The following is a 25,732-nucleotide window of genomic DNA, read 5'->3' as shown; positions in this document are numbered from 1 at the left end:
ACCTCGATCAACCACCTGTCGTTCAACGAGATCGACATCGGCGACTACCGCACCTTCTGCAAGGTCGACCCGCCGCTGCGCAGCGAGGACGACCGCCAGGCGGTGATCGAGGCCGTGGCGTCAGGCCTGATCCAGATCGTGGTCTCGGCCCACGCGCCCGCCCCCGCCGAGGACAAGCGCCTGCCCTATGACGAGGCCGCGCCCGGCGCCGTGGGCCTGCAGACCCTGCTGCCGGCGCTGCTCACCTTCCATCACGAGGGCCGCATCCCGCTGATCGACCTGATCCGGACCGTGACCAGCGCGCCGGCCGACCTGCTGGGCCTGGAGGGCGGACGCCTCGCCAAGGGCGCGCCCGCCGACCTGGTGCTCTGCGACCTCAATGGGCCGCTGATCATCGACGCCGACAAGCTGATCTCGAAGTCCAAGAACTCGCCCTTCGACGGCCGCCGCCTGCAGGGCAAGGTGCTGCGCACCGTCGTCGACGGGCGGACGGTGTTCGGAGGCTAGCGCCGCAGCCGAAAAAAGCGGATTGACGATATGTAAGTGTTTGCTTACGGTAAGTTATTGCTTACCTGAGGGAGGACGCTCGGATGTCCGGTCGATTCTGGCTTCGCTTCGCGGCCGTCGTCAGCCTGCTGCTGGCGCTCGCTCACACCGTCGGTTTCACCAAGACCAAGGCCGGGGCCCAACTCACCATCCGGCGCGCCATGGAAGCCGCCCCATTCGATCTCGCCGGATCGACGCGCACCTATTGGGACCTCTATGTAGGCTTCGGCCTCATCATCTCGGCGCTGATGCTGGCGCAGGCCGCCGTACTCTGGTGGCTGGCAGGCCAAGAGAGCCGCCATCCCGGCGAGAGCCGCGGCCTCGTCGCGGTCCTGTTCCTGGCCAATCTGGCGGTGCTGGGTCTCGACTGGCGCTACCTCTTCGGTGCGCCGCTGGTCTCGACGGCGGTGATCACGCTGGCGATCGGCGCCGGGCTCGTCACCCTCGGCGGACGGGCCGCGCGGCCGAGTACGGTGGCGGTCTAGCCGCGCGACTAGTCCCCGGTCGGGACGACGCCGGCCTTCTCGACCATCAGGATGACGGTGCGCACCGGCGCGCGGGTGCGGTGCGTGACGCCTTTCGGCACGGTGAAGCCCTGGTCGGGCTCGAGGCCGACCGTGCGGTCCTCCAGATCGACGTCGAGGTGGCCGGAGACGACGTAGAAGAACTCGTCCTCCTCATCGTGCTTGTGCCAGTGGAACTCGCCCTCGATCACCGCCAGCCGGACGACCGCGTCATTCACGGCGCACAGCGTGCGGTTCCACCACGGCGTCTGGGCCGCGGCGAGCGCGCCCACATCCATGTGCTGCAGCGGCTGGTAGAGCGCCCGGGTCTCGATGTCGTAGCGGTCGTCTGTGCCCTCGGGCAGCTTGTCCATGCGCGCGGCTCCCTCTATTCAGGACTGAAAGTATCGTGACTTAGCCATTTGGCAATATGCCCATCGTCGATGCCCTGAAGGCGCTCGGAAACGACCGCCGCCTGATGATCCTGCACTGGCTGAAGAGCCCGCGCGCCCATTTCCGCGAACAGGTGGACGGCGACCTGGTGGAGGACGGCGTCTGCGGCCTCTTGATCGCCGAGAAGCTGGCGGTCAGCCAGCCGACGCTCAGCGAGCACATGCGCATCCTGGTCCAGGCCGAGCTGGTGATCCCCAAGCGGATCAAGCAGTGGACCTTCTATCGCCGCAACGAGCCCAGGATCGCGGCGCTGAAGGACGCCTTCGCCACCGACGTCTAGGGGCGGTGACGGCGCGGGAAAGCCGAGCTAGGACTCGGCCCCAAGGGGAGTGTCCATGGTCGAAGGCTTGAGCACCATCCAGATCGCTGCGGCTTTGGCCGGCGGCTACCTCCTGGGATCGATCCCGTTCGGGGTCATCGTCATGAAGGCCGCCGGCGCCGGCGATCCCAGGGCCATCGGCTCGGGAAACATCGGGGCGACCAATGTGCTGCGCTCGGGCCGCAAGGGACTGGCCGCGCTCACCCTGCTGGGGGACGGCGGCAAGGGTGCGATCGCCGTGCTGATCGCCTGGTTGGCGACCCGGGGCTCCAGCGACATGGCCCAGGCCGTGCTGACCAGCCTGGCCGGCGGCGCGGCCTTCTTCGGGCACCTCTTCCCGGTCTGGCTGGGGTTCAAGGGCGGCAAGGGCGTGGCGACCTTCTTCGGGACCCTGCTGGCGGCGGCCTGGCCGGTCGGCCTGCTGGCCGGGGCCACCTGGCTCCTGATGGCCGCGGTGTTCCGGATGTCGTCGCTGGCGGCCCTGACCGCCGCCCTGCTGGCGCCGGCCTTCGTGTTCCTGGTCCATCGGCCCAGCCCGATCGCCGTCCTGGCGGCGGTCATGGCGGTGCTGATCTATCTCCGCCACGCGCCCAACATCCGGCGCCTGCTGAAGGGTGAGGAGCCGAAGATCGGCGGCAAGAAGGCCCCGGCCGCGTGAGCCAGGCGCTTTCGGACGCCGAGCGGCGCGACTGGCTGAGGCTGGCCCGCACCGAGAATGTCGGCCCCGTCACCTTCGACCAGCTCCTGCAGCGGTTCGGGACCGCCGGGAAGGCGCTCGCCGCCCTCCCCGACCTCGCCCGGCGGGGCGGGCGCGGGGGCCTGAAGCTGGCCGGCGAGGCCCAGGTCGACAAGGAGCTGGCCGACGGTGCGGCCCTGGGCGCGCGGCTGATCGCGGCCTGCGAGCCGGCCTTCCCGCAGGCCCTGGCGGCCCTCGACCCGCCGCCGCCGCTGATCTGGGCGCGGGGCCGGGTGGAGCTGCTCGACCAGCCGTCGGTCGCCATCGTCGGCGCGCGGGTGGCCTCGGCCGCCGGCCAGCGGTTCGCCCGCGGCATCGCCGCCGAGCTCGGCCAGAGCGGCCATGTGATCGTCTCGGGCCTGGCGCGCGGCATAGACGCCGCCGCCCACGAGGGCGGCCTGCCCACCGGCACGGTGGCGGTGCTCGGCGGCGGGGTGGACGACATCTATCCGCCGCAGAACGCCGGGCTCTACGCCCGCATCGCCGAGACCGGCTGCGTGGTCTCGGAGAGCGAGCCGGGCCGCGCGGCGGTCGCCCGCGACTTCCCGCGCCGTAACCGGATCATCTCCGGCCTCTCGCGCGCCGTGGTGGTGGTGGAGGCCGAATTCAGGTCGGGATCGCTGATCACCGCGCGCCTCGCCGCCGAGCAGGGCCGCGAGGTGCTGGCGGTGCCGGGCTCGCCGCTCGATCCGCGCGCCAAGGGGACCAACGACCTGATCCGCCAGGGCGCGGCGCTGTGCGAGGGGGCCGAGGACGTCTTGCGGGCGCTGGAAGGCCTGCGCGGCTTCCGCGAGGCGGACCGCACCTATGGGGCCAGGCCCACCTCGGATCCGGACGACGCGCTGCGCGAGGCGGTGTGCGCCCTGCTGTCGCCCACCCCGGTCTCGCGCGACGAACTGGTCCGGGCGACCGGCGCGCCGGCCTCGGCGGTGTTCGCCGCCCTGGTGGAGCTGTCGCTCGCCGGTCGTGCAGACCTGCAATCCGGCGGCATGGTGGCTGCAACATAGGCGCCGCAATCTGACCGCAGCCCGCCGGGACAATGCCGCCAAGGGACTGGCCCGACATACAGGGCCAATCAAGTCGGAGACATTCTCGAATGAAGCTGCAAATCGCGATCACCCTCGCCGCTCTGGCCATCGGCGGCTCGGCGTTCGCCCAGGAGCCGGCCGGCGGCGGCGGTCGACCGCCCCAAACGCCGGAGATGCAGGCCGCCCGCCAAGCCATGCGCCAGGCCTGCGCGGCCGACATGAAAACCCTCTGCGACGGCAAGCAGGGCCGCGAAGAGATGATGTGCATGCGCGACAACGCCGAGAAGGTGAGCTCGCCCTGCAAGGACGCCATGATGAAGATGCGCGCCGCACGCCAGGCCCCGCCGGCCGGCTGATCGGCGCCACGGAGATAAGGACGGCTTGGCCGGCGCTTCTCAGGGGGCGCCGGCCTTTCCGCGCCGAGCTCATAAAAAAAGAGCCCCTTTAGGGGGCTCGCGGATTGGGCCCTTCAAGGCCCGTTGACAGGCGCCGGGCGCCGCCCCCACTTTCCGCGTCCTTTGAGCACCCCGGCCGACCCGGGCGCTTCGTCATGGACCCACAGACCATTCCCGCATGAACATCGTCGTCGTCGAAAGCCCGGGCAAAGCCAAGCCCATCAACAAGTACCTGGGCTCCGACTATAAGGTGCTGGCCTCCTACGGCCACGTGCGCGACCTGCCGGCAAAGGACGGCTCGGTCCGGCCCGACGAAGACTTCGAGATGAGCTGGGAGGTGGACGCCAAGTCCGCCAAACGCCTCAACGAAATCGCCGACGCGGCCAAGGGCTGCGACACCCTGATCCTGGCCACCGACCCCGACCGCGAGGGCGAGGCCATCTCCTGGCATGTGCTCGAGGTCCTCAAGCGCAAGAAGGCGCTGGCCGGGGTGAAGGTCCAGCGGGTGACCTTCAACGCCATCACCAAGGCCGCCGTCACCGAGGCGATGAAGCATCCGCGCGACATCGATATGGAGCTGGTGGACGCCTACCTGGCGCGCCGGGCGCTCGACTATCTGGTGGGCTTCACCCTCTCGCCGGTGCTGTGGCGCAAGCTGCCCGGCTCGCGCTCGGCCGGCCGCGTGCAGTCGGTGGCTCTGCGGCTCGTGGTCGACCGCGAGATCGAGATCGAGAAGTTCCGCACCCAGGAATACTGGACCGTCGAGGCCGATGTTTCGGCCGGCAGCGAGCCGTTCCTGGCGCGGCTGACCAAGCATGAGGGCAGGAAGCTCACCAAGTTCGACCTAGCCAACGAGACCTCGGCCTTCGCGGCCCGCGACGCCGTCAAGGCGGCCACCTTCACCATCGCCGCGGTGGAGAAGAAGCCCGCCCGACGTTCCCCGCCGCCGCCCTTCACCACCTCGACCCTGCAGCAAGAGGCCTCGCGCAAGCTGGGCTTCAACGCCCAGCGGACCATGCAGGCGGCCCAGCGGCTCTATGAGGGCATCGACATCGGCGGCGAGACCGTCGGCCTGATCACCTACATGCGGACCGACGGCGTGCAGACCGCGCCGGAAGCGCTGGACGAAGCTCGCGACGTGATCGGCGGGCTCTATGGCCGCGAGTATGTGCCGGAGAAGGCGCGGATCTATTCCACCAAGGCCAAGAACGCCCAGGAGGCCCACGAGGCGATCCGGCCGACCAGCCTGGCCCGCAACCCGGGCAAGCTCAGGCTCGATCCCGATCTCGGCCGCCTATACGAGCTGATCTGGAAGCGGATGATCGCCTCGCAGATGGAAAGCGCCCGCATCGAGCGGACAACCATCGACCTGGAGTCCAGCGACGGAAAGACGGCGCTTCGGGCCTCCGGCGACGTGACCCTCTTCGATGGCTACCTGGCGGTCTATGAGGAAGGCCGCGACGACGACGACGACGAAGCCGTCTCCAAGCTGCCGCCGGTGACTCAAGGGGCGGCCGCCCGGACCATCGCCGCCCGCGCCGACCAGCACTTCACCGAGCCGCCGCCGCGCTATTCGGAAGCCAGCCTGGTCAAGAAGATGGAGGAGCTCGGCATCGGCCGGCCCTCGACCTACGCCTCGGTGCTGACCGTGCTGCGCGACCGCGAATACGTGCGGATGGAAAAGAACCGCTTCATCCCCGAGGACAAGGGCCGCCTGGTCACGATCTTCCTGGAGGAATTCTTCCTCCGCTACGTCGAATACGACTTCACCGCCGACCTGGAAGAAAAGCTCGACAAGGTCTCGGCCGGCGACCTCGACTGGAAGGTGCTGTTGCGGGAATTCTGGAAGGAGTTCCATCCGAAGACCGAGGAGATCCTCGGCCTGACGACGCGATCGGTGCTGGACACCCTGGACGAGGCGCTGGCGCCCTTCCTCTATCCGCCCAAGGCCGACGGCTCGGATGTGCGGGTCTGCCCGACCTGCGGGACCGGGCGGCTCAGCATGAAGACCAGCCGCTTCGGACCCTTCGTCGGCTGTTCGAACTATCCGGAGTGCCGCTATACGCGCCCGATCGGCCAGGCCGAGGAAGGCGACACGCCCTCCGGCGACCGCGAGCTGGGCGTCGATTCGGAAACCGGCATGACCGTCTTCCTGAAGTCCGGCCGCTTCGGCGCCTATGTCCAGCTGGGCGATGGCGACAAGCCCAAGCGCTCCAGCCTGCCCAAGGGCTGGTCGGCGCCGGACATGGACCTGGAAAAGGGCCTCAGGCTCCTGCGCCTGCCGCGCGAGGTGGGGCTGCATCCGGAGGACAACCAGCCGATCCTGGCCGGCATCGGCCGCTTTGGGCCCTTCGTGCAGCATGCCGGCACCTACGCCAACCTCTCGGGCGCCGACGAGGTGTTCGAGGTCGGCCTGAACCGAGCCGTCACCCTCTTGGCCGAGAAGCGCGCCGGCGGGGCGGGCCGCCGGGGCGAGGCCACGGCGCTGAAGGACCTGGGCGCCCACCCGGCGGACGGCGCGCCCGTCCGCGTGCTTTCCGGCCGCTACGGCCCCTACATCAAGCACGGCGCGACCAACGCCAATGTGCCGCGCGGGACCGATCCGGCCGCGGTGACCATGGAGCAGGCCGTGGCGCTGCTGGCTGAGCGGGCGGCGAAGGGCGGCGGCGGCAAGCGCAAGCCGGCCCGTGCGGCCAAGGCGGCGCCCAAGGCCGCGGCCGCCAAGGCGCCGGCGAAAAAGAAGGCCGCCGCCAAGAAGAAGCCGGCGGCAAAGAAGGCGGCGGCGAGCGCCTAGCCCCTTTTCAGAGGTCTTGATGCCCATCGCGAACGTCAACGGCCTCGACCTCTACTACGAGCGCGTGGGCTCCGGCCCGCCCCTGCTCTTCATCTCCGGCACCGGCGGGGACCTGCGCAACAAGCCCAATGTCTTCGACGGGCCGCTGGCGAAGAGCTTCGACCTGCTCGCCTACGACCAGCGGGGGCTCGGCCAGTCCGAGAAGCCTGACGTCGCCTATTCCATGGCCGACTACGCCGATGACGCCGCGGCGCTGATGGCCGCACAGGGCTGGGGCCAGGCCCTGGTCATCGGGGTCTCGTTCGGCGGCATGGTCGCCCAGGAGTTGGCGATCCGGCATCCGGAGCGGGTCAAGCGCCTGGTGCTGGCCTGCACCTCGCCGGGCGGCGCGGGCGGCGCCTCCTTCCCGTTCCACGAGATCGAGCACCTGAAGGGCGAGGCCCGCGCCCGCCACCTGATCCCGATCAGCGACATCCGCCGCAACGAGGCGTGGGCCGAGGCCAATCCCGACCAATACCGCCTCTTCGTGGCCATGGGCGCGGCCGACCCCTTCGCCGACGAGCCCGGCCACGCCATGGGCGCGCGCCGCCAGCTCCAGGCCCGCGCGGCGCACGACACCTGGGACCGGTTGCCGGGGATCGCCTGCCCGACCCTGATCGCCGCGGGCCGCTACGACGGCATCGCGCTCCCGGCCACCCAGGAGAAGATGGCCACGCGCATCCCGGGCGCGAAGCTGCAATTCTTCGAGGGCGGCCACCTGTTCATGATCCAGGACCGCACGGCGGCTCCGGCCATGGCCGCCTTCCTCACCGCCGCCTAACTCGCAGCGATCTCCAGGATCTCGACGATGTCCTGCGGCCCGCCGATCGGCCGCGCGCCCGTACGGACCCCGCCGTCGTGCATCGTGTGGTCGGCGATGGCCTGGAAGGCGTCGCGCCCGATGCCGACACTGGCCAGGTCGGTGGGCAGGCCAAGCCCCGCCGCAAGCCGCTTCACCGCCTCGGAAGCCGGGAGGCCCTTCGCGCCCATCAGGTCGCTCACCAGGGCCTGGCGGTCCCGGGCCGCCGTCTCCGACCACTTCAGCACCGCCGGCAGGGCGATGCCGGAGGTGATGCCATGCGGCACCCCATAGCTGCCGCCAAGCGTGTGGCCGATGGCGTGGCTGGGGCCCATGCCGCGCCCGGAGCCGACGCCGCTCATCGCCAGCCACATGCCGAACTGGCAGTCGAGGCGCGCGTCCAGGTCGCTCGGATCGGCCTTGGTCGCCGCCAGGCCGCGAGTCAGGCGCCGCAAGCCATCTTCGGCGAGCGCATCGGCGTAGGGCGCGCGCGTCGGATTGCAGAGCTGCTCGACGGCATGGTCCACCGCCTTCAGGCCGGTCGAGAACCACAGCATCGGGGGCGTGGAGAGGGTCATGGCCGGATCGAGGATCACCGCTCGGGGCGCCAGCAGCGGGTGGCCGTAGCCCTCCTTCACGTGCCGGGCGGCGTCGGTGACCCCGGCGAAGGGCGTGAACTCGGCGGCCGAAAGCGTGGTGGGGACGGCGACCATCCGGACGCCGGCCGGGATGTCGGCGACCTTCACCCGGTTGGGCCCGCGGCCGGCGCGGTAGGGATCGAGATGCTCCGGCCTGGTCAGGCCCGCCCAGAGGCAGAGCTGCATGACCTTGGCCGCGTCGATCGCCGAGCCGCCGCCCAGCGCCACCAGGAGATCGGCCTGCAGCCGCCGGGCCTCGTTGGCGCCGGCGATGACGCCCTCGCGCGGCGAGTGGGCGCTGGTCCCCGAAAAGACCCCCACGCAGAGATCGCCGAGGGCTGCGCCGGTCCGCGCCGCCAATCCGTCGGCGAGCGAGGCGGTGGTGACGATCATCAGGCGATGCGCACCGAAGGAGGCCGCGAGCTCCTTCAGCACCTCGGCGGCGGGCCGGCCATAGGTCACCTGGTCCTGGCGGGGGAAGCGATGGGTTCCGCTGAGCATGGCGCAGGTCCTCCTCGGCTTGAGCTTAGTGGCAATCTTAACCCGAAGCGCCTATATGGCTCTTGCGCATCGCCGCCGAACAGGCCGCGAAGAGGCCGCAGTTCCTTAAAATCTCCATTCGGAAATTCGGAACGCCGCTGGGTTTCGCGCGCCCTCACCCGACACTCAAGAACACCTATGAAAGGTGCTAAGCACCCCTATGCCAAAGACCCGCGCCCCCAAGGGCTCCCGATTCCAGAATAACCCCGCCGGCCAGCCTCCCCACGGCAAGCCCGCCGGCGACAAGCCGGCTCCCAAGGCCGCGCCCCGCCAGACCAAAGGCGTCCCCGATAGAGAGACCCTCCTGAAATACATCCGCGACAGCGGCGAGACCGACAAGGCCGCCATCGCCAAGGCCTTCGCGCTGAAGGGCGAGGAGCGCCGGGCGCTCCGCCAGATGCTGCAGGCCATGGAAGCCGAAGGCGCGCTCGGCCGCAGAGGCCGCCGCGGCTTCGCCGAGGCCGGCGCCCTGCCCGAGGTCGGCGTCGTCGACGTCATCGAGCGCGATCCGGACGGCGAACTGCTGGTCCGCCTGACCAAGGGCGATGACGCTCCGCTGGTCACCCTCGCCCCGGCCCGCAGCGGCGACACCGGTCCCGCGCCGGGGATCGGCGACCGCCTGCTGGTCCGTTTCGCCAAGCTGGAGAACGGCCAGACCGAGGCCCGCCTGATCAAGGCCCTGGGCGCCGGCGGCCAGCGCGTGCTGGGCGTCATCCGCAAGGCCCGCCGCGAAGTCCGCGTGGAGCCGGTGGACCGCCGCTCCAAGGACAGCCTGCTGCTCACCGACCCCCGGGCCCAGGAGCTGCGCGACGGCGACCTGGTGCTGGCCCAGGCGACCACGGCCGAGACCCGCTTCGGCCCCAAGCGGGGCAAGCTGCTGGAGGTGATCGGCCGCGAGGACGAGCCCCGCGCCGCCTCGCTGATCGCCATCCACGCCCACGGCATCCCGACCGGCTTCTCGCCGGCCGCCGAGGCCGAGGCCGCCCAGGCCCAGCCCCCGACGCTGGCCGGCCGCGAGGACCTGCGCGACGTCCCCTTCATCACCATCGACCCGGCCGACGCCCGCGACCACGACGACGCGGTCTATGCGCAAGCCGACGACGACCCGCAGAACCCCGGCGGCTGGATCGTCTGGGTGGCCATCGCCGACGTCGCCGCCTACGTCCGCCCGAATTCGGCGCTGGACGAGACGGCGCGCGAGAAGGCCAACAGCGTCTATTTCCCCGACCGGGTGGAGCCGATGCTGCCGGAGGTGCTCTCCAACGGCCTCTGCAGCCTGCGTGAGGGCGAGAACCGCGCCTGCCTGGCCGTGCGCATGGTCTTCGGCGCCGATGGCCGCAAGCGGTCGCACAGGTTCGTCCGCGGCCTGATGCGCTCGGCCGCCAAGCTCTCCTACGAGCAGGCCCAGGCCGCCGCCGACGGGACGCCGGACGACAAGACCGGCCCGATCGCCAAGAGCATCATCCAGCCGCTCTACGCGGCCTATGCGGTGCTCAAGAAGGGCCGCAACGCCCGCTCGCCCCTGGCCATCGAAAGCGCCGAGCGCCGCATCGTCATCAACCGCGAAGGCGAGGTCGCCTCGATCACGCCGCGCGCGGCCCTCGAAGCCCACAAGCTGATCGAGGAGATGATGATCCAGGCCAACGTCTCGGCCGCCGAGACGTTGGAGGCCAAGAAGATCCCGCTGATCTACCGAATCCACGACACCCCGAGCCAGGAGAAGGTCCAGGCGCTGGTCGACTTCCTGCAGACCCTCGACATCGCCTGGTCGAAGGGCGAGGCGCCGCGCACCGACCGCTTCAACAAGCTCCTGGAGGAGACGCGCGAGGGCCCCAACGCCGACATCGTCAACGAGGTGGTGCTGCGCACCCAGATGCAGGCGATCTATTCGACGGAGAACATCGGCCACTTCGGCCTGAACCTGGCGAAGTACGCCCACTTCACCTCGCCGATCCGCCGCTACGCCGACCTGATCGTCCACCGCGGCCTGATCACCGCTCTGGGCCTGGGCGCCGACGGCCTCTCCGAGCGCGACATCCAGAAGATGAAGGACACCGCCGAGAGCATCACCTTCGCCGAGCGCCGGGCCATGGCCGCCGAGCGCGACGCCACCGACCGCTATGTGGCCGCCTTCCTCTCCGATCGGGTCGGCGCCGAGTTCGACGGACGGATCACCGGGGTCACCCGCTTCGGCCTCTTCGTGCGGCTGAACGAGACGGGCGCCGACGGCCTCGTGCCGGTCTCGAAGCTGGGCGGCGAATATTTCGTCCATGACGACCGGGCCCACGCCCTGGTCGGCGACCGCACCGGCGCGCGCTGGCCGCTCGGCATGCCGGTGACGGTGAAGCTGGTCGAAGCCACGCCGATCACCGGCGGCCTGCTGTTCGAGATGGTCAGCGAGCCGGCGGCGGCCGACCCCAATGCGCCCAAGCCCAGACTTGGCATGCGCGACCGCAACGACCGCCGGCCGGGCGGCGGCGGCGGTTTCCGGGGTCCGCAGCGCGGACCGCAGGGCCGGCCCAAGAACATCCGCAACGGCAAGAAGGGCGGCCCGCGGCGCTGAGGCGCGGCCGCCTTCCGCAAAGGCGCCCTTCCCTCGGGCCCGCGCGCAGTCATACAGTTGTTTGATGAGCGAAGCAGACGCCCCGACCGAATCGCAATTCCGCAAGCCCGAAGGACCGCCGCGCGTGCCCGGCGCCCGCGCCGTGCGGCCGAAGAACGCCGCCACGGTGATGATCATCCGACGCGACGCCAGGAAGCCCCGCGTGCTGATGGGCAAGCGCCACGGCGGCCACAGCTTCATGCCCGACCGCTGGGTGTTTCCGGGCGGCCGCATCGACCGGGCGGACTACCGCGCGCCCGCCGCCACCGACATGAAGCCGGAGGTGGCGGCGCTGTTCGACCGCTATCTGCCGGCCGGCCGGGGCCGCGCGCTCGCCGCCGCGGCGGTCCGCGAGACCTGGGAGGAGACGGGGCTGTTGCTGGCGCGTTCCGCCCCCGTGCGACCCGCCGTGGGCCCCTGGCGGGACTTCGTGGCCCAGGGCGCGCTGGCCGACCTGGAAGCGCTGGACATCATCGCCCGCGCCATCACCCCGCCCAGCGTCGGCAAGCGCTTCGACACCTGGTTCCTGCTGGCCGACGCGGAGCGGCTGATGAGCCTCGACCGCCAGGCCGATTGCGGCGAACTGGAGGAGATCGCCTGGGTGGACTTCGACGAGGCCCAGACCCTGCCGCTGCCCAGCGTCACGCGGATGATGCTGAAGGAGGCCGTGTTGCGGATGGACGACGCCGAGCGGCCCAAGCCGTTCATACGTTTCCGCCAGAGGACCACGCGGCCCGATCACCTCTAGGCCATTGCTGCCAGACAGCCGCCGGCAGCGCTGCGGTTGCGCGGCCTTCAGCGAGTCCCCAGACTTCTCGACCGGCACGGCCGATTTCGCCAGAACCTCCGGCAAGGCGTAATGCATTGACTTTGGCTCGCGGATTCGTATTTTCCGCGGCTCTTCGAACATCCGCCGTCGGCTCGTCCGTCCGGCCCCGCGCTTAAGGACCCGCCATGGCGAAGCCCGCCTCCATCAAGATCCGCCTGAACTCCTCGGCGGACACCGGCTTCTTCTACGTCACCAAGAAGAACGCCCGCACCAAGACCGACAAGCTGGTCATGAAGAAGTACGACCCGGTCGTGCGCAAGCACGTGGAATTCCGCGAAGGCAAGATCAAGTAGCCGACGCAACTTCCCGTATTTGTGTTGAAAACGCCCGGATCAGTCCGGGCGTTTTTCGTTTCAGCACAGGTATTCGATGACGAAGGTTCGCGAAGTCCTCACCCCCGCTCTGCTCGACGAATATCGCCGCGAGGGCGCGGTGCGGTTGGTGGGCGCGGTTCCGGCGCGCGACGCCGAGGCCATGGCCGCCACCCTGCGGCGCAAGATCGAGGCGCGCCCCAAGCGCGCGGCCCGGCCGGCGCAGCTCTCGTCGCGAACTGGCGAGTTCGCCGCCATGGCCAGCCCGAGCGTCCGGGCCGTGTTGAACGAAATCCTCGGCGACTGGGAAGAGCCGGCCCACTGGGGCCTGCCGCTGGTCAGTTTCCACACCGGCGAGGCCGCCTGGGACGTGCCTCACGAGCACTGGCATGTCGACCTGGGCGCGCGGCCGCAAGACCCCCGCCTGGCGCGGTTGTTCGCCGTGCTGGCGCCATCGCGGCCGGGCGGAGGCGGCACGGGCTACATCGCGGGATCGCACGTTCTGATCCGGGCCCTGGCGGACGCGGCCGGGCGCGCCCTGCCCTCGGCCCAGGCGCGCAAGGCCCTGGCGGCGCGCTCGCCCTGGTTCGCCGCCCTGACCTCGCCCCCGACGGGCGAGGATCGCGTGCGGTGCTTCATGCGTGAGGGGTCTGAGTTGGACGGCACAGCGGTCCGGGTCTGCGAGATGTTGGGCGACCCGGGCGACGTCATCCTGATGCATCCGCTGCTGATGCACGCGCCGACGCCAAACGTGCTCGCGACGCCGCGGATGATGCTGGCCCAGTTCGTCTACGGCCGCGCTTAGGCGGCCTTGGCGATGACCCGGTTGCGGCCGCGGGCCTTGGCTTCGTACATCGCCTCGTCGGCGCGGCGGATCAGCTTCGAAGGGGTGTCCTCGGCCCGCAGGCTGGCGGCGACGCCGATGGAGATGGTCACCGTCAGCAGCTCCTCGCCGCCCATCACCCGGAACGGCGAGCCGGCGACGTGCAGCCGGATGCGTTCGGCGATGCGGTGGGCGTGCTCCAGTTCGGTCTCGGGCATCACCACCACGAACTCCTCGCCCCCGAAACGGACCGGCAGGTCGATGGCGCGGACGTTGGAGGCCAACCGCACGGCGAATTCGCGCAGCACCTCGTCGCCGACCGCATGGCCGAAGCCGTCGTTGACCTTCTTGAAGTGGTCGATGTCGATGACCAGCAGGGCCACCGGGTCGCCGCCGCCCACCACCGCGCGGCGGACCAGGGCGTCGAGCTGGCTTTCCATGTAGCGGCGGTTGTGCAGGCCGGTGAGCTGGTCGGTGACCGCCAGCTCCAGCGACTGGTCGAGGTTTTCGCGCAGGTAGTCGGTGTAGCGCTTGCGGCGGATCTGGGTCTTGACCCGCGCGGCCATCTCCTGCGGGTCGATCGGGCGCGGCAGGACGTCGTTGACCCCGATCTCCAGCGCCTTCACCAGCCGGGCCCGCTCGTCGAAATCGACGATGGCCAGGATCGGCAGGCTGCGGGTCGCCTCGTCGGAGCGGATCTGGGCGGCGAAGCGCAGGCCATCGAAGCTCTTGGCGGCGGTGTTGACGATGATCAGGTCCACCGGGCCGCGGGCGGCCAGCAGCGCGTTCTCGGGCGTCGTCTCCGACACCGGTCGGTGTTCGATCGAAAGCTCGGCGCAGACCCGCTGGGCCTGGCGCACATTGTCGTCGACCACCAGGATGCGGCCCCCGACGCCACCCAGGCGCGAGGCGACGCCGGCGATCACACCCATGCGGCGGCCTGAGGCCTCGCGGTCGCGCAGCTCGTCGATCACCGACTTCAGGCGGGTCAGGCTGCGCACACGGGCGAACAGCATGAGGTCGTCGATGGGCTTGGTCAGGAAGTCGTCGGCCCCGGCCTCCAGGCCGGCCACCCGGTCGGCCCGGCCGTCGAGCGCGGTCAGCAGCACCACCGGGATGTGGCGGGTCTCGGCGTCTTCCTTCAGCCGGCGGCAGACAGCGAAGCCGTCCATGCCGGGCATCATCACGTCGAGCAGTATGATGTCGGGTTTTTCGGCCGCCGCGACCTCCAGGGCCGTCGGGCCGTCGGACGCGGTCAGGACGTCATAGTATTCAGCTTCGAGCTTGGCCTGCAGCAGGCGGACATTGGCCTCGACGTCGTCCACCACCAGGATACGCGCGGACATCGCTCAGCCCATCAGGCGTTTGATGGTTTCAAGGAAGTGGGAGACGGAGATCGGCTTGGAGATATAGGCCTCGCAGCCCCCCTCGCGGATCCGCTCCTCGTCGCCCTTCATGGCGAAGGCGGTGACGGCGACCACCGGGATCGAAGCGAGCTCGGCGTCTTCCTTCAGCCACTTGGTGACTTCGAGGCCCGAGATCTCGGGCAGCTGGATGTCCATCAAGATCAGGTCGGGGCGGTGCTCACGGGCCAGCGCCAACGCCTGGAGCCCCTCGCGGGTCTGCAGCGTCTCGTAGCCCTGGGCATCGAGGAGATCATGAAAGAGCTTCATGTTCAGCTCGTTATCCTCGACGATGAGGACCTTCTTGGCCATTTAGGACCGGCTCTCGTGTCTCGTGGTCACCGCGTGACAGCGGCCTTCCCCACCTTGCGTTGTTCATCCCATGGATATCCTTAAACTTCGTTAGCCGAAGGAGACTTCGTGGCTGAGCCCGGCCCCGCAGCACGACCGCCCGCCCCGTCTCTGGAGGGCCTTGGCCTCGCCACGGACCGGCCTTTGGTGATCGTCGACGTGGACGAGGTGCTGGGCCTGTTCATGCGCGGCTTCGGCCTGTTCATCGCCGAGCGGGGCTATGAGCTGCGGTTCGAGCGATTCGCGCTCTTCCAGAACATCTACCGGCCGGGGGCCGCCGATCACCTGGACCTCGTGGAGGGCCGCAAGCTGTTCGACGAGTTCTTCCGCACGAGCTGCGGCGAGATCGAGCCCGCGCCGGGCGCGGTCGAGGCCCTGCGGCGCCTGCGGCCCAAGGCCGAAATCCTGATCCTTTCCAATGCCCCGGCGGAGGCCGAGCGCCTGCGCGCCGACTGGCTGCAGCGCCACGGCTTGCCCGGCGCGCTGATCCTGTCGAGCGGGCCGAAGGGGCCGATCACCGCCAGCCTGGTGGCCCAGACCTCGGGCCGCACGGCCTTCGTCGACGACCTGATCCCCAACCTCGATTCGGTGGCCGACCACTGCCCGGCGACAGCGACCTTCCAGCATGTGGCCGACCTGCGCCTGCGGCCGCTGGCGCCCCGATCCGCCCGGCACCCGCGGATCGACGACTGGGCGGAGCTCGGCGCGGCGATCGAAGCCGCGATCAGCTGAGCGCCTGCTCCAGGTCGGCGATCAGGTCGTCGACGTTCTCGACGCCGACGGAAAGTCGGATCAGCGAATCGGAGATGCCGAGCTCGGTGCGCGAATCCTCAGGGATCGAGGCGTGGGTCATGATCGCCGGATGCTCGATCAAGCTTTCCACCCCGCCCAGGCTCTCCGCCAGGGTGAAGAGCTCGGTGCGTTCGAGCACGCGCAGGGTCCCTTTCAGGTCGCGGTCGAGGACCACGCTGATCATCCCGCCAAAGCCATGCATCTGGCGCCTGGCCAGCTCGTGCTGCGGGTGGCTGGCCAGCCCCGGATAGATCACCTGCTTGACCGCCGGATGGGATTCCAGCCGCGTGGCGATGGCCATGGCGTTGGAACAGTGCCGCTCCATGCGAAGGGCCAGCGTCTTGACGCCGCGCAGCGCCAGGAAGCTGTCGAAGGGCCCGGCGACCGAGCCGATGGCGTTCTGCAGGAAACCCATCCGATCGGCCACGTCGCCCTCGACGCCGGCCACCACCACGCCGCCGACGACGTCGGAGTGGCCGTTCAGATATTTGGTCGTCGAGTGCATCACGAGGTCGAAGCCGTGCTCCAGCGGCCGCTGGCAATAGGGGCTGGCGAAGGTGTTGTCGGCGGCGATCAGGATGCCGCGCGCCTTGGCGAGCGCGGCCAGCGCTTCCAGGTCAGCGAGGCGCAGCATGGGGTTGGTGGGGGTCTCCACCCAGATCAGCCGGGTCTCGGGCCCGATCGCCGCCTCGACGGCCACGACGTCCGATAGGTCGACGAAGCTGAAGGTCAGGCCCGCCGAGCGCCGCCGCACCTTGTCGAAGAGCCGGAACGAGCCGCCATAGAGGTCGGACGAGGCGATCACATGCGCGCCGGCGTCGAGGAGCTCGAGGATCGTCGAGATCGCCGCCAGGCCGCTGGAGAAGGCGTAGCCGCGCACGCCGCTCTCCAGGTCGGCCACGGCGCGTTCGAAGGCGAAACGCGTGGGGTTCTGGCTGCGGGAATATTCGAAGCCCTTGTGCACGCCCGGGCTCTCCTGGGCGTAGGTCGAGGTGGCGTAGATCGGCACCATCACCGCCCCCGTGGTCGGGTCCGGGTGCTGGCCGCCGTGGATCGCCCGCGTCTCGAACGCCAGGCGATTGGAACCGTCCGTCATGGGATCTCCGGGTGGCGGCAGCGCTCAGGAGCGGCGCAGGTGATTGATCAGGTCGACGCGGGTGATCAGGCCCAGGAATTCGCGGCCGTCGAGGACGATGGCCACCTCGTTGCGCTCGAATATGGGGATCAGCGCGTCCAGCGGCTCGTGGGCCTGCAGGGTATTGAGCTTGGCGACCATGGCGGTGGCGACGCGGTCGCCGAACCGCTGCTGTCCGCCTTCCACCGCGGCCAGCAGGTCGCTTTCGTCCAGCAGGCCGATCAGCCGGCCGTCGTCCAGCACCGGCAGCTGGCTGACGTCGGCGGTGCGCATGCGCTTGTAGGCGGTGTCGAGCGTGTCGTCGGGCCCGACGGTCTCGGCCCCGCCCAGCTGGGCGTTGCGCGCCACCAGGTCGCGCAGGGCGCCGGTGATCGCCCGCTCGGTCAGGCCCTGGTCGGCGAGCCAGTGGTCGTTGAAGACCTTGGAGAGGTACTTGTTGCCGCTGTCGCAGACGAAGGTGGCCACCCGCTTGGGCTCAGTCTGGGCCTGGCAGTAGCGCAGCGCCGCAGCCAGCAGAGTGCCCGACGAGGAGCCGCCGAGCACGCCGGCCTTGGAGAGCAGGTCGCGCGCGGCCTGGACGCTCTCGCGGTCCGTGACGGCGTAGGCGTTGCCCTTCTTTACCAGGGGGAGTTCGCAGTTGTCGGGCACGAAGTCCTCGCCGATGCCCTCGACGATCCAGGAGCCCGGCTCGACCCTTTCGTTGCGGTTGACCAGCGGTTCGAGGATCGAGCCGGTCGGGTCGGCCAGCACCATCTCGGTCTTTGGGCTGACCTTCTTGAAGAAACGGCCGAGCCCGGTGAGCGTGCCCCCGGAGCCGACGCCGACCACAACCGCGTCGATGTCGCGGTCCAGCTGCTCGAAAAGCTCGGGGCCCGTGGTCGTCTCATGGGCCAGCGGATTGGACGGGTTGGAGAACTGGTTCATGTAGACCGCGCCCGGCATGTCGTCGGCCAGGCGCTGGGCGATGTCCTGGTAGTAGTCCGGGTGGCCCTTGCCGACATCGCTGCGGGTGATCCGCACGTCGACGCCCAGGCCTCGCAGATGCTGGATCTTCTCGCGGGCCATCTTGTCGGGCACCACCAGCACGAGGCTGTAGCCCTTCAATATGCCGACCTGCGCCAGGCCGAGGCCGGTGTTGCCCGCGGTGGCTTCGATGATCACGCCGCCGGGCTTCAGCCGGCCGTCGGCTTCGGCGGCCTCGATCATGGTGCGGGCGATGCGGTCCTTGATGGAGCCGCCCGGATTGGCGCTCTCCAGCTTGGTGAAGAGCCGGCAGGGCCCGCAATCGAACATCGAGGTCAGCTCAAGCACCGGCGTGTTGCCGATCAGGTCCAGGGCCGAGGTGACGGGCGCGGGCGCGGCCGAGACGGGCGGCGCTTTTTGGGCGGCGATCATGGCTCAGGCGACTCCGTGGACGGGCTCGTATCAGTACCCCACCTCGGCGTAACGCAACATCCATGCTCGCAGATGCGTCGTGCTTGAGCTTGTCTGGCGCGAAGCCTACGGCGCCAGGGCACGGTCATGTCCCACATGATCCGTCTTTGGGTCGAAAGCTCCCGCCCGAGCTAGGCCGGTGCGTCGAGCGGCCGCGCCCGCGAGATCTGCAGCGGATGGTCGATCAGCGGCTCGACGCGGGCCAGGAACGCCGCAGTGTGCGGCAGGCCCGCATGGACCTCGAACGCCGCCTCGTCGACCCAGCGCGAGTGGATATGGAAGAGGTCCGGGTCCTGGGTCGAGCGATAGGCCTCGATGAACACACAGCCGGGCTCGGCGCGCGACGGGGGCACGACGTCGCGCAGCGCCGCGGCGACGGCCCCAGCCTGGCCCGGGCGGGCGTGGAAACGGCCGAAGATGCTCAGCGCCATGAGCGCCATCTCAGGTCAGCGGGTGAATTTGGCAATCCAGTTGGGCTCCCAGGTCTTGCCGCCGTCGTCGGAGAACGCCTGCTCAAGCTGGAACGAACGGGCCGTGATATCGGAGAAGACGAAGCGGACGAAGATCGCCCGGTCGTTCAGGGTGTCGGCGGCGTAGAACTCCCCTCGCCCTTCCTTGAAGCCGCCGAACATCGGCAGGCCGACCGCGCCGGCGGCGCTGTTGGCGTAGCTGATGCCCCATTGGCGGGTCTGGGGATTGTAGACCCGCAGGCTCAGGCCTTCGAGATGGCCGGTCGAACCGTCGAGCTCCAGCTCGCCCAGATTGGCCTTGCCGCCCCAGACCGGGCGCAGCACCGAGGTCCCGTCGTATTCCACCCAGGTGTTGGAGCCGGTAAGCGGCTTCAGGCGCCGCGAGAGGTGACATTTCCACGAGCCCAGCTCGAAGTCGAAGTCACGCGCCCCGCTCCGCTCGGCCGCCGGCGGCGAGGCCTGCGCCAAGGCGGCGGGCGCCGCGGCGGCGAGGGCAAGGGCGCAGAGCAGCGCGCGAAACGCTTTGGGCACGGTCGTCATGGCATCCTCCGGACTGGTAGGATGGCCTAGCTAGCCGAGCGTCCGCCGTTTCACGAGAAGGCACGTCCAGGTACCCATGGCCCAGGCCCGCAGGCGAAATCCGCTCAGCGACTGCCCCTTGACCGCGGCCTTGGCCGCGATCGGCGGCAAGTGGAAGCTGATTATCATCTACTGGCTGGCGGGTTCGCCGATGCATCTGGCGGCCCTGCGCCGCGAGATGCCGTCGATCTCGCAGAAGGTGCTGACCGAGCAACTGCGCGAACTGATCGACGACGGCATCGTCCGCCGCGACAAGACCGGCGAGGTCCCGGCCCCGGTGATCTATTCGCTCACCGACTATGGCCACTCCATCCTGCCGATCGCCGAGACAGTGCGGACCTGGGGCCGCGGCCATATCGAACGGTTCGCCGACTAAGGTTGGCGCCGCGCGGGCGGACGGTGCTACCAGCCGCGCCATGGCTGACATCTTCCGCATCTGGCTCGAAATCGACCACCATCTCGCCTTCCGCAGCGGCGGCTGGGCCTATATCCGGGCGGAGGGCAGCGCGCTCTTGGGAGCGGCCGGCGGCGAGCGGACCGCCTCGCCCGAGCGGATCGCGCTTGTCGGCCTGGTGGAGGCGCTGAACGGCTTGCCGGGGGGGAGCAAGGTCGACGTGCATAGCGCGAGCCGTCCGGTGCTCGCGCTCCCGCGCCGCCTCGGCCGCGCCGCCGACGACCCGCCCACCGAAGACGTGGAACTCTGGGCCCAGCTCGGCGCCGCCTTGAAGGGGCGGCCCACGCGTTTCATCCCAGCGGCGGCCGCGCCGCGCACGCCCATCGCCTTCGCCGCGGCCTGGGCGGAGCTGGCGCGCGACAAGGCCAAGACCAGCCCCTTCCGCGCCGCGATCCCCAAGATCAACCTGGCGAAGGCCGGGGTGCCGGCCTAGGCGGTCACCAGATCCGCACGCGCTCGGCCGGCGGCAGGGCGAGTTTCTCGCTCGGCTTCACATCGAACGCCGCGTACCAGGCGTCCATGTTGCGGACCGTGTCGGCGCGGAACTCGGCCGGCGCGTGGCCGTCGGTGATCGCGCGCTGGCGGGCGGTCGCCTCGCGGGTCTTGGTCCGCCAGCTCTGCGAGAAGGCGATGAAGAACTGCTGGTCCCCGGTCACGCCCTGCTGGCTGGGCCCTTCCTTGCCGCCGTTGGCCAGGCGGTAGGCGTCGTAGGCGGCGTTCAGGCCGGCGATGTCGGCGATGTTCTCGCTGAGCATCTGCTCGCCGTTGAGCGTGATGTCGGGGAACGGATGGTACTGGCTGAACTGCACGGCCAGCGCATGGCCCGAGGCCTGGAAATGCGCCAGGTCGGCCGGCGTCCACCAGTTGCGCAGCCGCCCGTCGGCGTCGAACTGGGCGCCCTGGTCGTCGAAGCTGTGGCTGATCTCATGGCCGATGGTGGCCCCGGTGGCGCCCAGGTTCATGGCGATCGGATTGGCCGGGTTGAAGTCGGGCGCCTGCAGGATGGCGGCCGGGAAGTTCAGCGCGTTGCGCACCGGCAGGTTCACGGCGTTGACGGTCTGCGGCGTCATCGCCCATTCGCCGCGATCCACCGGATGGCCGAACTTGGCGAGGTTGCGGCGGTATTCGAAGAGCTCGGCGCGCTGGGCGTTGCCGAGCGCGTCGCCCGGCACGACACGCAGGCTCGAATAGTCGATCCAGTGGTCGGGGTAGCCGACGCCAACCTTCAGGGTGGCGAGCTTGCGCTTGGCCTCGGCCTTGGTGGCCGGCGCCATCCAGTCGAGCTTGTCGATCCGCACCTTGAAGGCGGCGATCAGCTCCTCGACCATATGTTGCACCTTGGCCTTGGATTCCGCCGGGAAGTACTTGGCGACGTAGAGCTTTCCCACCGCCTCGCCGAGCGCGCCGTTGGTCGCGTTGACCGCCCGCTTCCACCGCGCCAGCTGCTGCGGCGTGCCCGAGAGCGTCGTGCCGTAGAAGGCGAACCGCTCGTCGGCGAAGGGCTTGGGCAGGACGTTCGAGTAGTCGTCGAGCTGGTGGAAGGCTAGGTACTCCTTCCAGACCGCCAGGGGCTCGCTGGCCACCAGGGCCGCCTCGCCCGCCGTCGCCTTCGGATGCCAGACGACGAACTGCGGGCGCTTCTGAAGGCCCGCGGCGGTAAAATAGGCGGTCCAGTCGAGACCCGGCGCCTTCTTGGCGAAGTCCGTCATGGCCCAGGGATTGTTGGCCTTCAGCACGTCCTCGGACTCGGCGCGCGGCGCCTGGACCTGGGCGATCTTGGTCTCGAGGTCGAAGATCCGCTGGGCCTTGCCTTGCGGGTCCTTGTCGCCGGCCAGGGTCAGGATCCTGGCGATGTGCGCCTTATAGGCCGTGCGGTCGGCGACCATGTGCGGGTTGGACGAGAGGTAGTAGTCGCGGTCCGGCATGCCGAGCCCGCCCTGCAGCAGGTAGGGGGCGTAGCGCTTGGGATCGTTCAGGTCCTGCTCGATCCACAGGCCGAACAGGTGGTCGGTCTCGAAGTTGGTGGAATTGAGCGCATCGACGTCGGCGCGCAGCTCGTGGCCGAATTCCACGGCGAGCGCCTTCTTGTCCTTGATCGCCGCGATGCGGGCGAGCGTCGGCTGCAGCGGCTTGAGCCCCAGGGCGCTGATCTTCGCCTCGTCGAGATAGCTCGAATAGTAGTCGCCGATCTTGCGCGCCTCGGTCCCGGCGGGCGCCGCGGCGGCCGTCTTGATCAGGTCCTGGACGCGGGCCGTGGTCAGCTCGACGAGCTCGCCGCCGGTCCCCCAGCTCGAGCGGTCCGGCGGGATCTCCGTGGCTTTCATCCAGCCGCCGTTGGCGTAGGCGAAGAAATCGTCGCCAGGCTTCACGGCCTTGTCCATGCCGGCGAAGTCGAGGCCGGCAGGGTGATCGTTGACCAGCGAAGGGGCGGGCTGGGCGGCGGCGGGACCCGCGAGGGCCAGGGCCGCGGCGAAGGCGGCCAGAGTCTGGGTGTGCTTCATGCCGCGCAACCTAGCGTTTGGACGCGCCGTGTCCATGGCGGGACAGCGCCCGCAAGACGCTGTCTTCAGGCAAATCCCGACCCCGAAACGCGTGACGCCGGCGGGCGACCCGGGGCCTGACGCGCGGCGGGACAAATCCGCTATACCGACTCGCATGATCCGGATCGGCGTGGACTTCGGCGGGACCAAGATCGAGGCGGCGGCGCTGGACGCCGAGGGCCGGTTCCAGGCGCGCGTGCGGGCCCGCTCGCCCGGCGACTACGCGGCCAGCCTGGAGATCGTAGGCGATCTGGTGGCGCGGGCCGAGCGCGAGGCCGGGGTCACGGGGGCGAGCATCGGCGTCGGCATTCCAGGCTCTCCCTCGCCCGCCACCGGCCTGATCCGCAACGCCAACACCACCCACCTGAACGACAAGCCGCTGCAGGCGGACCTGGAGCGGACCCTGGGCCGGCCGGTGCGGCTCGCCAACGACGCCAACTGCTTCGCGCTTTCGGAAGCCACCGACGGCGCCGGCGCGGACTTCGAGGTGGTCTTTGCGGTGATCGTCGGCACCGGCTGCGGGGCGGGCCTGACCGTGAACCGCCGTGTGCTCGAAGGGCGCAACGGCATCGCCGGCGAATGGGGCCACACGCCCCTGCCCTGGCCGCGGCCGGGAGAGCTGCCGGGACCGGGCTGCTTCTGCGGCCGGCGCAACTGCCTGGAGCAGTGGATCTCCGGGCCCGGCTTCGCGTCCGACCACGGGACCGGCGAAGACGCGCTTGCGATCGCCGCCGCGGCCCTGACCGGCGACGGCCGGGCCAAGGCCTCCCTCGCCCGCTACAAGGACCGGCTGGCGCGCGGCCTGGCGGCGGTGAGCGATATCATCGACCCCGACGTGATCGTGCTGGGCGGCGGCATGTCCAACGTCGCGGCGCTCTATGACGGCCTGACCGAGGCCATCGGCGCCTACGTCTTCTCCGACGTCTACACGACCCCGGTGCGCAAGGCGGCGCATGGCGATTCCTCCGGCGTGCGCGGGGCGGCGTGGCTTTGGCCGCTGGACGCCCAGAAACTGGAGAGGGGGCCGTGAAGGCCTTCTGCCGCGACTGCTTCTGGCAGGGCGAGCAGGCGGTGCGCCGCTGTCCCATCTGCGCCTCGCCGCGCGTCGTGGCCCACGAGGACCTCGCCAGCCTCGCCATCGCCCACATGGACTGCGACGCCTTCTACGCCTCGGTGGAGAAGCGCGACCGGCCGGAGTTGCGCGACCAGGCGGTGATCGTCGGCGGCGGCAAACGCGGGGTGGTGACCACCTGCTGCTACATCGCCCGCATCAAGGGCGTGCGCTCGGCCATGCCGATGTTCAAGGCGCTGAAGCTCTGCCCCGAGGCCGTGGTCATCAAGCCGGACTTCTCCAAGTACCGGGCGGAAAGCAAACGCATCCTCGGCATGGCCGGCGATCTCACGCCGCTGATCCAGAATCTGTCGCTGGACGAGGCCTGGCTGGACCTTGCGGGCACCGAGCGGCTGCACAAGGCGCCGCCGGCCGTCACCCTGGCGAAGCTGCAGGCACGAATCGAGGCTGAAACCGGGCTGACTGTCTCCATCGGACTGTCGGCCAACAAGTTCCTGGCGAAGATTGCCTCCGATCTGGACAAACCGCGCGGCTTCTCGGTGATCGGCGGCGCGGAGGCCCAGGCCTTCCTGGCGCCCAGGCCGGTGGGCATCCTGCCGGGCGTCGGCCCGGCCATGGTGGCGAGCCTGGAGCGGGCCGGCTACCGCACGGTCGGCGACCTGGCGCGGGCCGACATCAAGGCGCTCGCCGAACGCTTCGGCTCACATGGCCTGCGGCTCTCGCGCCTGTCGCACGGCGAGGACCATCGGCCGGTCAATCCGCGCGAGGAGCGCAAGGGGATCAGCGCCGAGACCACCTTCAACGAGGATCTCTCAGACCTCTCCGACCTGGAGGACGTGCTGGCGGAGCTGTCGGAGAAGGTCGCACGCCACGCCCGCGCCGACGGCCTGGCCGGCCGGGTGGTGACGCTGAAGCTGCGCACCACCGACTTCCGCATCCTGACACGGCGCCGCACGATCCCGGTGCCGACCCAGACCGCCAAGACGCTGTTCGCGGTCGGGCGCGAGCTGCTGGCGGCGGAGGCCACCGGCCGTCCCTACCGCCTGATCGGCATCGGCATGGCCGAACTCGCCCCGGCCGGCGCGGTCGAGGATGACTTCTTCGCGGGCGACGAACGCCGCGCCTTAGCGGGCGAGAAGACCCTGGACGCCATCCGCGCCCGGTTCGGCGCCGGGGCTGTGACCTCCGGTCGCATCTTCCGGAAAAACGCCCGTAACGACACCGATTGAGAACAAATTGCGGCGCACGCTCGCGGTCGAATTGCAGACAGTTAACAGTTTACGGGTCGTGCGTGGCAATTCGACCCTTCCAAATGAGCTTGGTTTGCATATCTAATCCCATGGCGGCGTTACGGCAGCGCCGTCAGGAGATTGTTTCGATGGCCGAACGTAAAATGGGTGATGAGGACACCGGCATCCGGTCGGCGGTTGTCACCCAGACTAAGCCCAAGACGCAGAAGCCCTCGATGTATCGGGTGCTGATCTTGAACGACGACTACACGCCAATGGAATTCGTCGTTTATGTGCTTGAGCAATTCTTCAATAAGTCGCGCGAAGATGCGACTCGCATAATGCTTCATGTCCATCAACACGGCGTCGGAGTGTGTGGGGTGTTCACCTACGAGGTGGCGGAAACAAAAGTGGCCCAGGTCGTTGATACGGCGCGGCGGCATCAGCACCCGCTGCAGTGCACTATGGAAAAGGATTGAGGCGCTTTGCCTTCATTTTCGCGACCCCTCGAAGAATCCCTTCATCGCGCAGTGGCCTACGCCAACCAGCGTAAGCACGAATACGCGACCTTGGAGCATCTGCTCCTGTCCCTCGTCGACGACGAGGACGCCGCCGGGGTGATGCGCGCCTGCGACGTCGATCTCGGCGCGCTTCGGACCACGCTCACCAACTATGTCGACACCGAGCTGCGATCGCTGGTGGTCGACGATGGCGAGGACGCCAAGCCCACCGCCGGCTTCCAGCGGGTGATCCAGCGCGCGGTGATCCACGTACAGTCCTCCGGCCGCGAGGAAGTGACCGGCGCCAATGTGCTGGTCGCGATCTTCTCCGAGCGCGAGAGCCACGCCGCCTACTTCCTGCAAGAGCAGGACATGACCCGCTACGACGCGGTGAACTACATCGCCCACGGCATCGCCA

At 69.6% G+C, this 25,732-nt stretch carries 28 protein-coding genes; 19 read left to right on the top strand and 9 right to left on the bottom strand.

Going from position 1 to position 25,732, the window contains the following annotated elements:
- Positions 1–507, top strand: a 507-nt coding sequence (locus tag ACESMY_RS21700) for an amidohydrolase family protein (RefSeq protein ID WP_372786724.1), incomplete at its 5' end; no start/stop codon positions are given.
- 83 nt (positions 508–590) lie between these two features.
- Positions 591–1,031: a hypothetical protein gene (locus tag ACESMY_RS21695; RefSeq protein ID WP_372786723.1), complete on the top strand. Its 441-nt coding sequence runs from the start codon at positions 591–593 to the stop codon at positions 1,029–1,031.
- 8 nt (positions 1,032–1,039) lie between these two features.
- Here the strand turns inward: ACESMY_RS21695 and ACESMY_RS21690 are convergent, their stop codons facing one another.
- Positions 1,040–1,423, bottom strand: coding sequence for a cupin domain-containing protein (locus ACESMY_RS21690; protein WP_372786722.1), 384 nt, complete (start codon positions 1,421–1,423; stop codon positions 1,040–1,042).
- Positions 1,424–1,479: 56 nt separating this feature from the next.
- Here ACESMY_RS21690 and ACESMY_RS21685 point away from each other — a divergent pair, with 56 nt between their 5' ends.
- From ACESMY_RS21685 to ACESMY_RS21660, 6 genes are all read left to right on the top strand, one after another.
- On the top strand, positions 1,480–1,782 hold the full coding sequence (locus tag ACESMY_RS21685; RefSeq protein ID WP_372786721.1) for an ArsR/SmtB family transcription factor: 303 nt from the start codon (positions 1,480–1,482) through the stop codon (positions 1,780–1,782).
- 49 nt (positions 1,783–1,831) lie between these two features.
- Positions 1,832–2,479 (top strand): glycerol-3-phosphate 1-O-acyltransferase PlsY, encoded by a 648-nt coding sequence (gene plsY, locus ACESMY_RS21680; RefSeq protein WP_372786720.1) that lies wholly within the window; start codon positions 1,832–1,834, stop codon positions 2,477–2,479.
- Complete coding sequence (gene dprA, locus ACESMY_RS21675) at positions 2,476–3,564, top strand: DNA-processing protein DprA (RefSeq protein WP_372786719.1); 1,089 nt, start codon at positions 2,476–2,478, stop codon at positions 3,562–3,564. Before plsY ends, dprA begins: the two co-directional genes overlap by 4 nt.
- An 89-nt stretch (positions 3,565–3,653) precedes the next feature.
- Complete coding sequence (locus ACESMY_RS21670; RefSeq protein WP_372786718.1) at positions 3,654–3,941, top strand: hypothetical protein; 288 nt, start codon at positions 3,654–3,656, stop codon at positions 3,939–3,941.
- A gap of 217 nt (positions 3,942–4,158) precedes the next feature.
- Positions 4,159–6,774 carry a type I DNA topoisomerase gene (gene topA / locus ACESMY_RS21665; protein ID WP_372786717.1) on the top strand — a complete coding sequence of 872 codons (2,616 nt, stop codon included), beginning with the start codon at positions 4,159–4,161 and terminating at the stop codon, positions 6,772–6,774.
- Positions 6,775–6,793: 19 nt separating this feature from the next.
- Positions 6,794–7,594, top strand: a complete 801-nt coding sequence (locus ACESMY_RS21660; RefSeq protein WP_372786716.1) for an alpha/beta fold hydrolase — start codon at positions 6,794–6,796, stop codon at positions 7,592–7,594.
- Here the strand turns inward: ACESMY_RS21660 and ACESMY_RS21655 are convergent.
- Positions 7,591–8,751: an iron-containing alcohol dehydrogenase gene (locus ACESMY_RS21655; RefSeq protein ID WP_372786715.1), complete on the bottom strand. Its 1,161-nt coding sequence runs from the start codon at positions 8,749–8,751 to the stop codon at positions 7,591–7,593. The two genes, ACESMY_RS21660 and ACESMY_RS21655, sit on opposite strands and share 4 nt — an antisense overlap.
- Positions 8,752–8,950: 199 nt before the next feature.
- On the opposite strand from ACESMY_RS21655, the gene rnr reads away from it, so the two are divergent.
- The 4 genes from rnr (at position 8,951) to ACESMY_RS21635 (ending at position 13,337) form a co-directional block, all read left to right on the top strand.
- Entirely contained in the window at positions 8,951–11,353 is a 2,403-nt protein-coding gene (gene rnr / locus ACESMY_RS21650; protein WP_372786714.1) for a ribonuclease R, read from the top strand.
- Between the two features lie 64 nt (positions 11,354–11,417).
- Positions 11,418–12,140: an NUDIX domain-containing protein gene (locus tag ACESMY_RS21645; protein WP_372786713.1), complete on the top strand. Its 723-nt coding sequence runs from the start codon at positions 11,418–11,420 to the stop codon at positions 12,138–12,140.
- A 206-nt stretch (positions 12,141–12,346) separates the two neighbouring features.
- A complete protein-coding gene (gene rpmG / locus ACESMY_RS21640) occupies positions 12,347–12,514 on the top strand; it encodes a 50S ribosomal protein L33 (protein ID WP_111458827.1) in 168 nt (55 codons plus the stop codon).
- A gap of 76 nt (positions 12,515–12,590) precedes the next feature.
- The gene (locus ACESMY_RS21635; protein ID WP_372786712.1) at positions 12,591–13,337 is read left to right on the top strand and encodes a phytanoyl-CoA dioxygenase family protein; all 747 of its coding nucleotides are present in this window, start codon (positions 12,591–12,593) and stop codon (positions 13,335–13,337) included.
- On the opposite strand, the gene ACESMY_RS21630 is transcribed toward ACESMY_RS21635, so the two are convergent.
- Positions 13,334–14,701 (bottom strand): PleD family two-component system response regulator, encoded by a 1,368-nt coding sequence (locus ACESMY_RS21630; protein ID WP_372786711.1) that lies wholly within the window; start codon positions 14,699–14,701, stop codon positions 13,334–13,336. The two genes, ACESMY_RS21635 and ACESMY_RS21630, sit on opposite strands and share 4 nt — an antisense overlap.
- A gap of 3 nt (positions 14,702–14,704) precedes the next feature.
- Positions 14,705–15,070 (bottom strand): response regulator, encoded by a 366-nt coding sequence (locus tag ACESMY_RS21625; RefSeq protein WP_372786710.1) that lies wholly within the window; start codon positions 15,068–15,070, stop codon positions 14,705–14,707.
- 108 nt (positions 15,071–15,178) lie between these two features.
- Here ACESMY_RS21625 and ACESMY_RS21620 point away from each other — a divergent pair, with 108 nt between their 5' ends.
- Positions 15,179–15,841, top strand: a complete 663-nt coding sequence (locus tag ACESMY_RS21620; protein ID WP_372786709.1) for a hypothetical protein — start codon at positions 15,179–15,181, stop codon at positions 15,839–15,841.
- Here ACESMY_RS21620 and ACESMY_RS21615 read toward each other — a convergent pair.
- From ACESMY_RS21615 to ACESMY_RS21600, 4 genes are all read right to left on the bottom strand, one after another.
- On the bottom strand, positions 15,834–16,997 hold the full coding sequence (locus ACESMY_RS21615; protein ID WP_372786708.1) for a cystathionine gamma-synthase: 1,164 nt from the start codon (positions 16,995–16,997) through the stop codon (positions 15,834–15,836). The two genes, ACESMY_RS21620 and ACESMY_RS21615, sit on opposite strands and share 8 nt — an antisense overlap.
- A 24-nt stretch (positions 16,998–17,021) precedes the next feature.
- Positions 17,022–18,431, bottom strand: coding sequence for a pyridoxal-phosphate dependent enzyme (locus ACESMY_RS21610; RefSeq protein WP_372786707.1), 1,410 nt, complete (start codon positions 18,429–18,431; stop codon positions 17,022–17,024).
- Positions 18,432–18,601: 170 nt separating this feature from the next.
- Positions 18,602–18,901, bottom strand: a complete 300-nt coding sequence (locus ACESMY_RS21605; protein ID WP_372786706.1) for a putative quinol monooxygenase — start codon at positions 18,899–18,901, stop codon at positions 18,602–18,604.
- A gap of 15 nt (positions 18,902–18,916) precedes the next feature.
- Positions 18,917–19,480 carry a hypothetical protein gene (locus ACESMY_RS21600; RefSeq protein ID WP_372786705.1) on the bottom strand — a complete coding sequence of 188 codons (564 nt, stop codon included), beginning with the start codon at positions 19,478–19,480 and terminating at the stop codon, positions 18,917–18,919.
- A 118-nt stretch (positions 19,481–19,598) separates the two neighbouring features.
- On the opposite strand from ACESMY_RS21600, the gene ACESMY_RS21595 reads away from it, so the two are divergent.
- On the top strand, positions 19,599–19,895 hold the full coding sequence (locus ACESMY_RS21595; protein WP_372786704.1) for a winged helix-turn-helix transcriptional regulator: 297 nt from the start codon (positions 19,599–19,601) through the stop codon (positions 19,893–19,895).
- A 40-nt stretch (positions 19,896–19,935) separates the two neighbouring features.
- A complete protein-coding gene (locus tag ACESMY_RS21590) occupies positions 19,936–20,406 on the top strand; it encodes a hypothetical protein (protein WP_372786703.1) in 471 nt (156 codons plus the stop codon).
- Positions 20,407–20,410: 4 nt separating this feature from the next.
- On the opposite strand, the gene ACESMY_RS21585 is transcribed toward ACESMY_RS21590, so the two are convergent.
- Positions 20,411–22,474: a M13 family metallopeptidase gene (locus ACESMY_RS21585; protein WP_372786702.1), complete on the bottom strand. Its 2,064-nt coding sequence runs from the start codon at positions 22,472–22,474 to the stop codon at positions 20,411–20,413.
- Positions 22,475–22,628: 154 nt separating this feature from the next.
- Here ACESMY_RS21585 and ACESMY_RS21580 point away from each other — a divergent pair, with 154 nt between their 5' ends.
- The 4 genes from ACESMY_RS21580 to ACESMY_RS21565 form a co-directional block, all read left to right on the top strand.
- Entirely contained in the window at positions 22,629–23,543 is a 915-nt protein-coding gene (locus ACESMY_RS21580; RefSeq protein WP_372786701.1) for an ROK family protein, read from the top strand.
- Entirely contained in the window at positions 23,540–24,814 is a 1,275-nt protein-coding gene (locus tag ACESMY_RS21575) for a DNA polymerase IV (protein ID WP_372786700.1), read from the top strand. The genes ACESMY_RS21580 and ACESMY_RS21575 overlap by 4 nt, the downstream gene beginning before the upstream one ends.
- A gap of 149 nt (positions 24,815–24,963) precedes the next feature.
- Positions 24,964–25,293, top strand: a complete 330-nt coding sequence (gene clpS / locus ACESMY_RS21570) for an ATP-dependent Clp protease adapter ClpS (RefSeq protein WP_372786699.1) — start codon at positions 24,964–24,966, stop codon at positions 25,291–25,293.
- Positions 25,294–25,299: 6 nt separating this feature from the next.
- Positions 25,300–25,732: Clp protease N-terminal domain-containing protein (locus tag ACESMY_RS21565; protein WP_372786698.1), on the top strand; the 433-nt coding region annotated here is incomplete at its 3' end.

It is taken from the genome of Phenylobacterium sp. (genome assembly GCF_041691455.1).
Classification (GTDB): domain Bacteria; phylum Pseudomonadota; class Alphaproteobacteria; order Caulobacterales; family Caulobacteraceae; genus Phenylobacterium.
This window is presented reverse-complemented; position numbering and strand designations above follow the sequence as displayed.

Excerpts from the sequence above, each read along its gene's own strand:
- ACESMY_RS21695 (WP_372786723.1), top strand. The coding sequence starts at position 591 with ATGTCCGGTCGATTCTGGCTTCGCTTCGCGGCCGTCGTCAGCCTGCTG.
- ACESMY_RS21690 (WP_372786722.1), bottom strand. The coding sequence starts at position 1,423 with ATGGACAAGCTGCCCGAGGGCACAGACGACCGCTACGACATCGAGACC.
- ACESMY_RS21685 (WP_372786721.1), top strand. The coding sequence starts at position 1,480 with ATGCCCATCGTCGATGCCCTGAAGGCGCTCGGAAACGACCGCCGCCTG.
- ACESMY_RS21670 (WP_372786718.1), top strand. The coding sequence starts at position 3,654 with ATGAAGCTGCAAATCGCGATCACCCTCGCCGCTCTGGCCATCGGCGGC.
- topA (WP_372786717.1), top strand. The coding sequence starts at position 4,159 with ATGAACATCGTCGTCGTCGAAAGCCCGGGCAAAGCCAAGCCCATCAAC.
- ACESMY_RS21660 (WP_372786716.1), top strand. The coding sequence starts at position 6,794 with ATGCCCATCGCGAACGTCAACGGCCTCGACCTCTACTACGAGCGCGTG.
- ACESMY_RS21655 (WP_372786715.1), bottom strand. The coding sequence starts at position 8,751 with ATGCTCAGCGGAACCCATCGCTTCCCCCGCCAGGACCAGGTGACCTAT.
- rnr (WP_372786714.1), top strand. The coding sequence starts at position 8,951 with ATGCCAAAGACCCGCGCCCCCAAGGGCTCCCGATTCCAGAATAACCCC.
- ACESMY_RS21645 (WP_372786713.1), top strand. The coding sequence starts at position 11,418 with ATGAGCGAAGCAGACGCCCCGACCGAATCGCAATTCCGCAAGCCCGAA.
- rpmG (WP_111458827.1), top strand. The coding sequence starts at position 12,347 with ATGGCGAAGCCCGCCTCCATCAAGATCCGCCTGAACTCCTCGGCGGAC.
- ACESMY_RS21635 (WP_372786712.1), top strand. The coding sequence starts at position 12,591 with ATGACGAAGGTTCGCGAAGTCCTCACCCCCGCTCTGCTCGACGAATAT.
- ACESMY_RS21630 (WP_372786711.1), bottom strand. The coding sequence starts at position 14,701 with ATGTCCGCGCGTATCCTGGTGGTGGACGACGTCGAGGCCAATGTCCGC.
- ACESMY_RS21625 (WP_372786710.1), bottom strand. The coding sequence starts at position 15,070 with ATGGCCAAGAAGGTCCTCATCGTCGAGGATAACGAGCTGAACATGAAG.
- ACESMY_RS21615 (WP_372786708.1), bottom strand. The coding sequence starts at position 16,997 with ATGACGGACGGTTCCAATCGCCTGGCGTTCGAGACGCGGGCGATCCAC.
- ACESMY_RS21610 (WP_372786707.1), bottom strand. The coding sequence starts at position 18,431 with ATGATCGCCGCCCAAAAAGCGCCGCCCGTCTCGGCCGCGCCCGCGCCC.
- ACESMY_RS21605 (WP_372786706.1), bottom strand. The coding sequence starts at position 18,901 with ATGGCGCTGAGCATCTTCGGCCGTTTCCACGCCCGCCCGGGCCAGGCT.
- ACESMY_RS21600 (WP_372786705.1), bottom strand. The coding sequence starts at position 19,480 with ATGACGACCGTGCCCAAAGCGTTTCGCGCGCTGCTCTGCGCCCTTGCC.
- ACESMY_RS21590 (WP_372786703.1), top strand. The coding sequence starts at position 19,936 with ATGGCTGACATCTTCCGCATCTGGCTCGAAATCGACCACCATCTCGCC.
- ACESMY_RS21585 (WP_372786702.1), bottom strand. The coding sequence starts at position 22,474 with ATGAAGCACACCCAGACTCTGGCCGCCTTCGCCGCGGCCCTGGCCCTC.
- ACESMY_RS21580 (WP_372786701.1), top strand. The coding sequence starts at position 22,629 with ATGATCCGGATCGGCGTGGACTTCGGCGGGACCAAGATCGAGGCGGCG.
- clpS (WP_372786699.1), top strand. The coding sequence starts at position 24,964 with ATGGCCGAACGTAAAATGGGTGATGAGGACACCGGCATCCGGTCGGCG.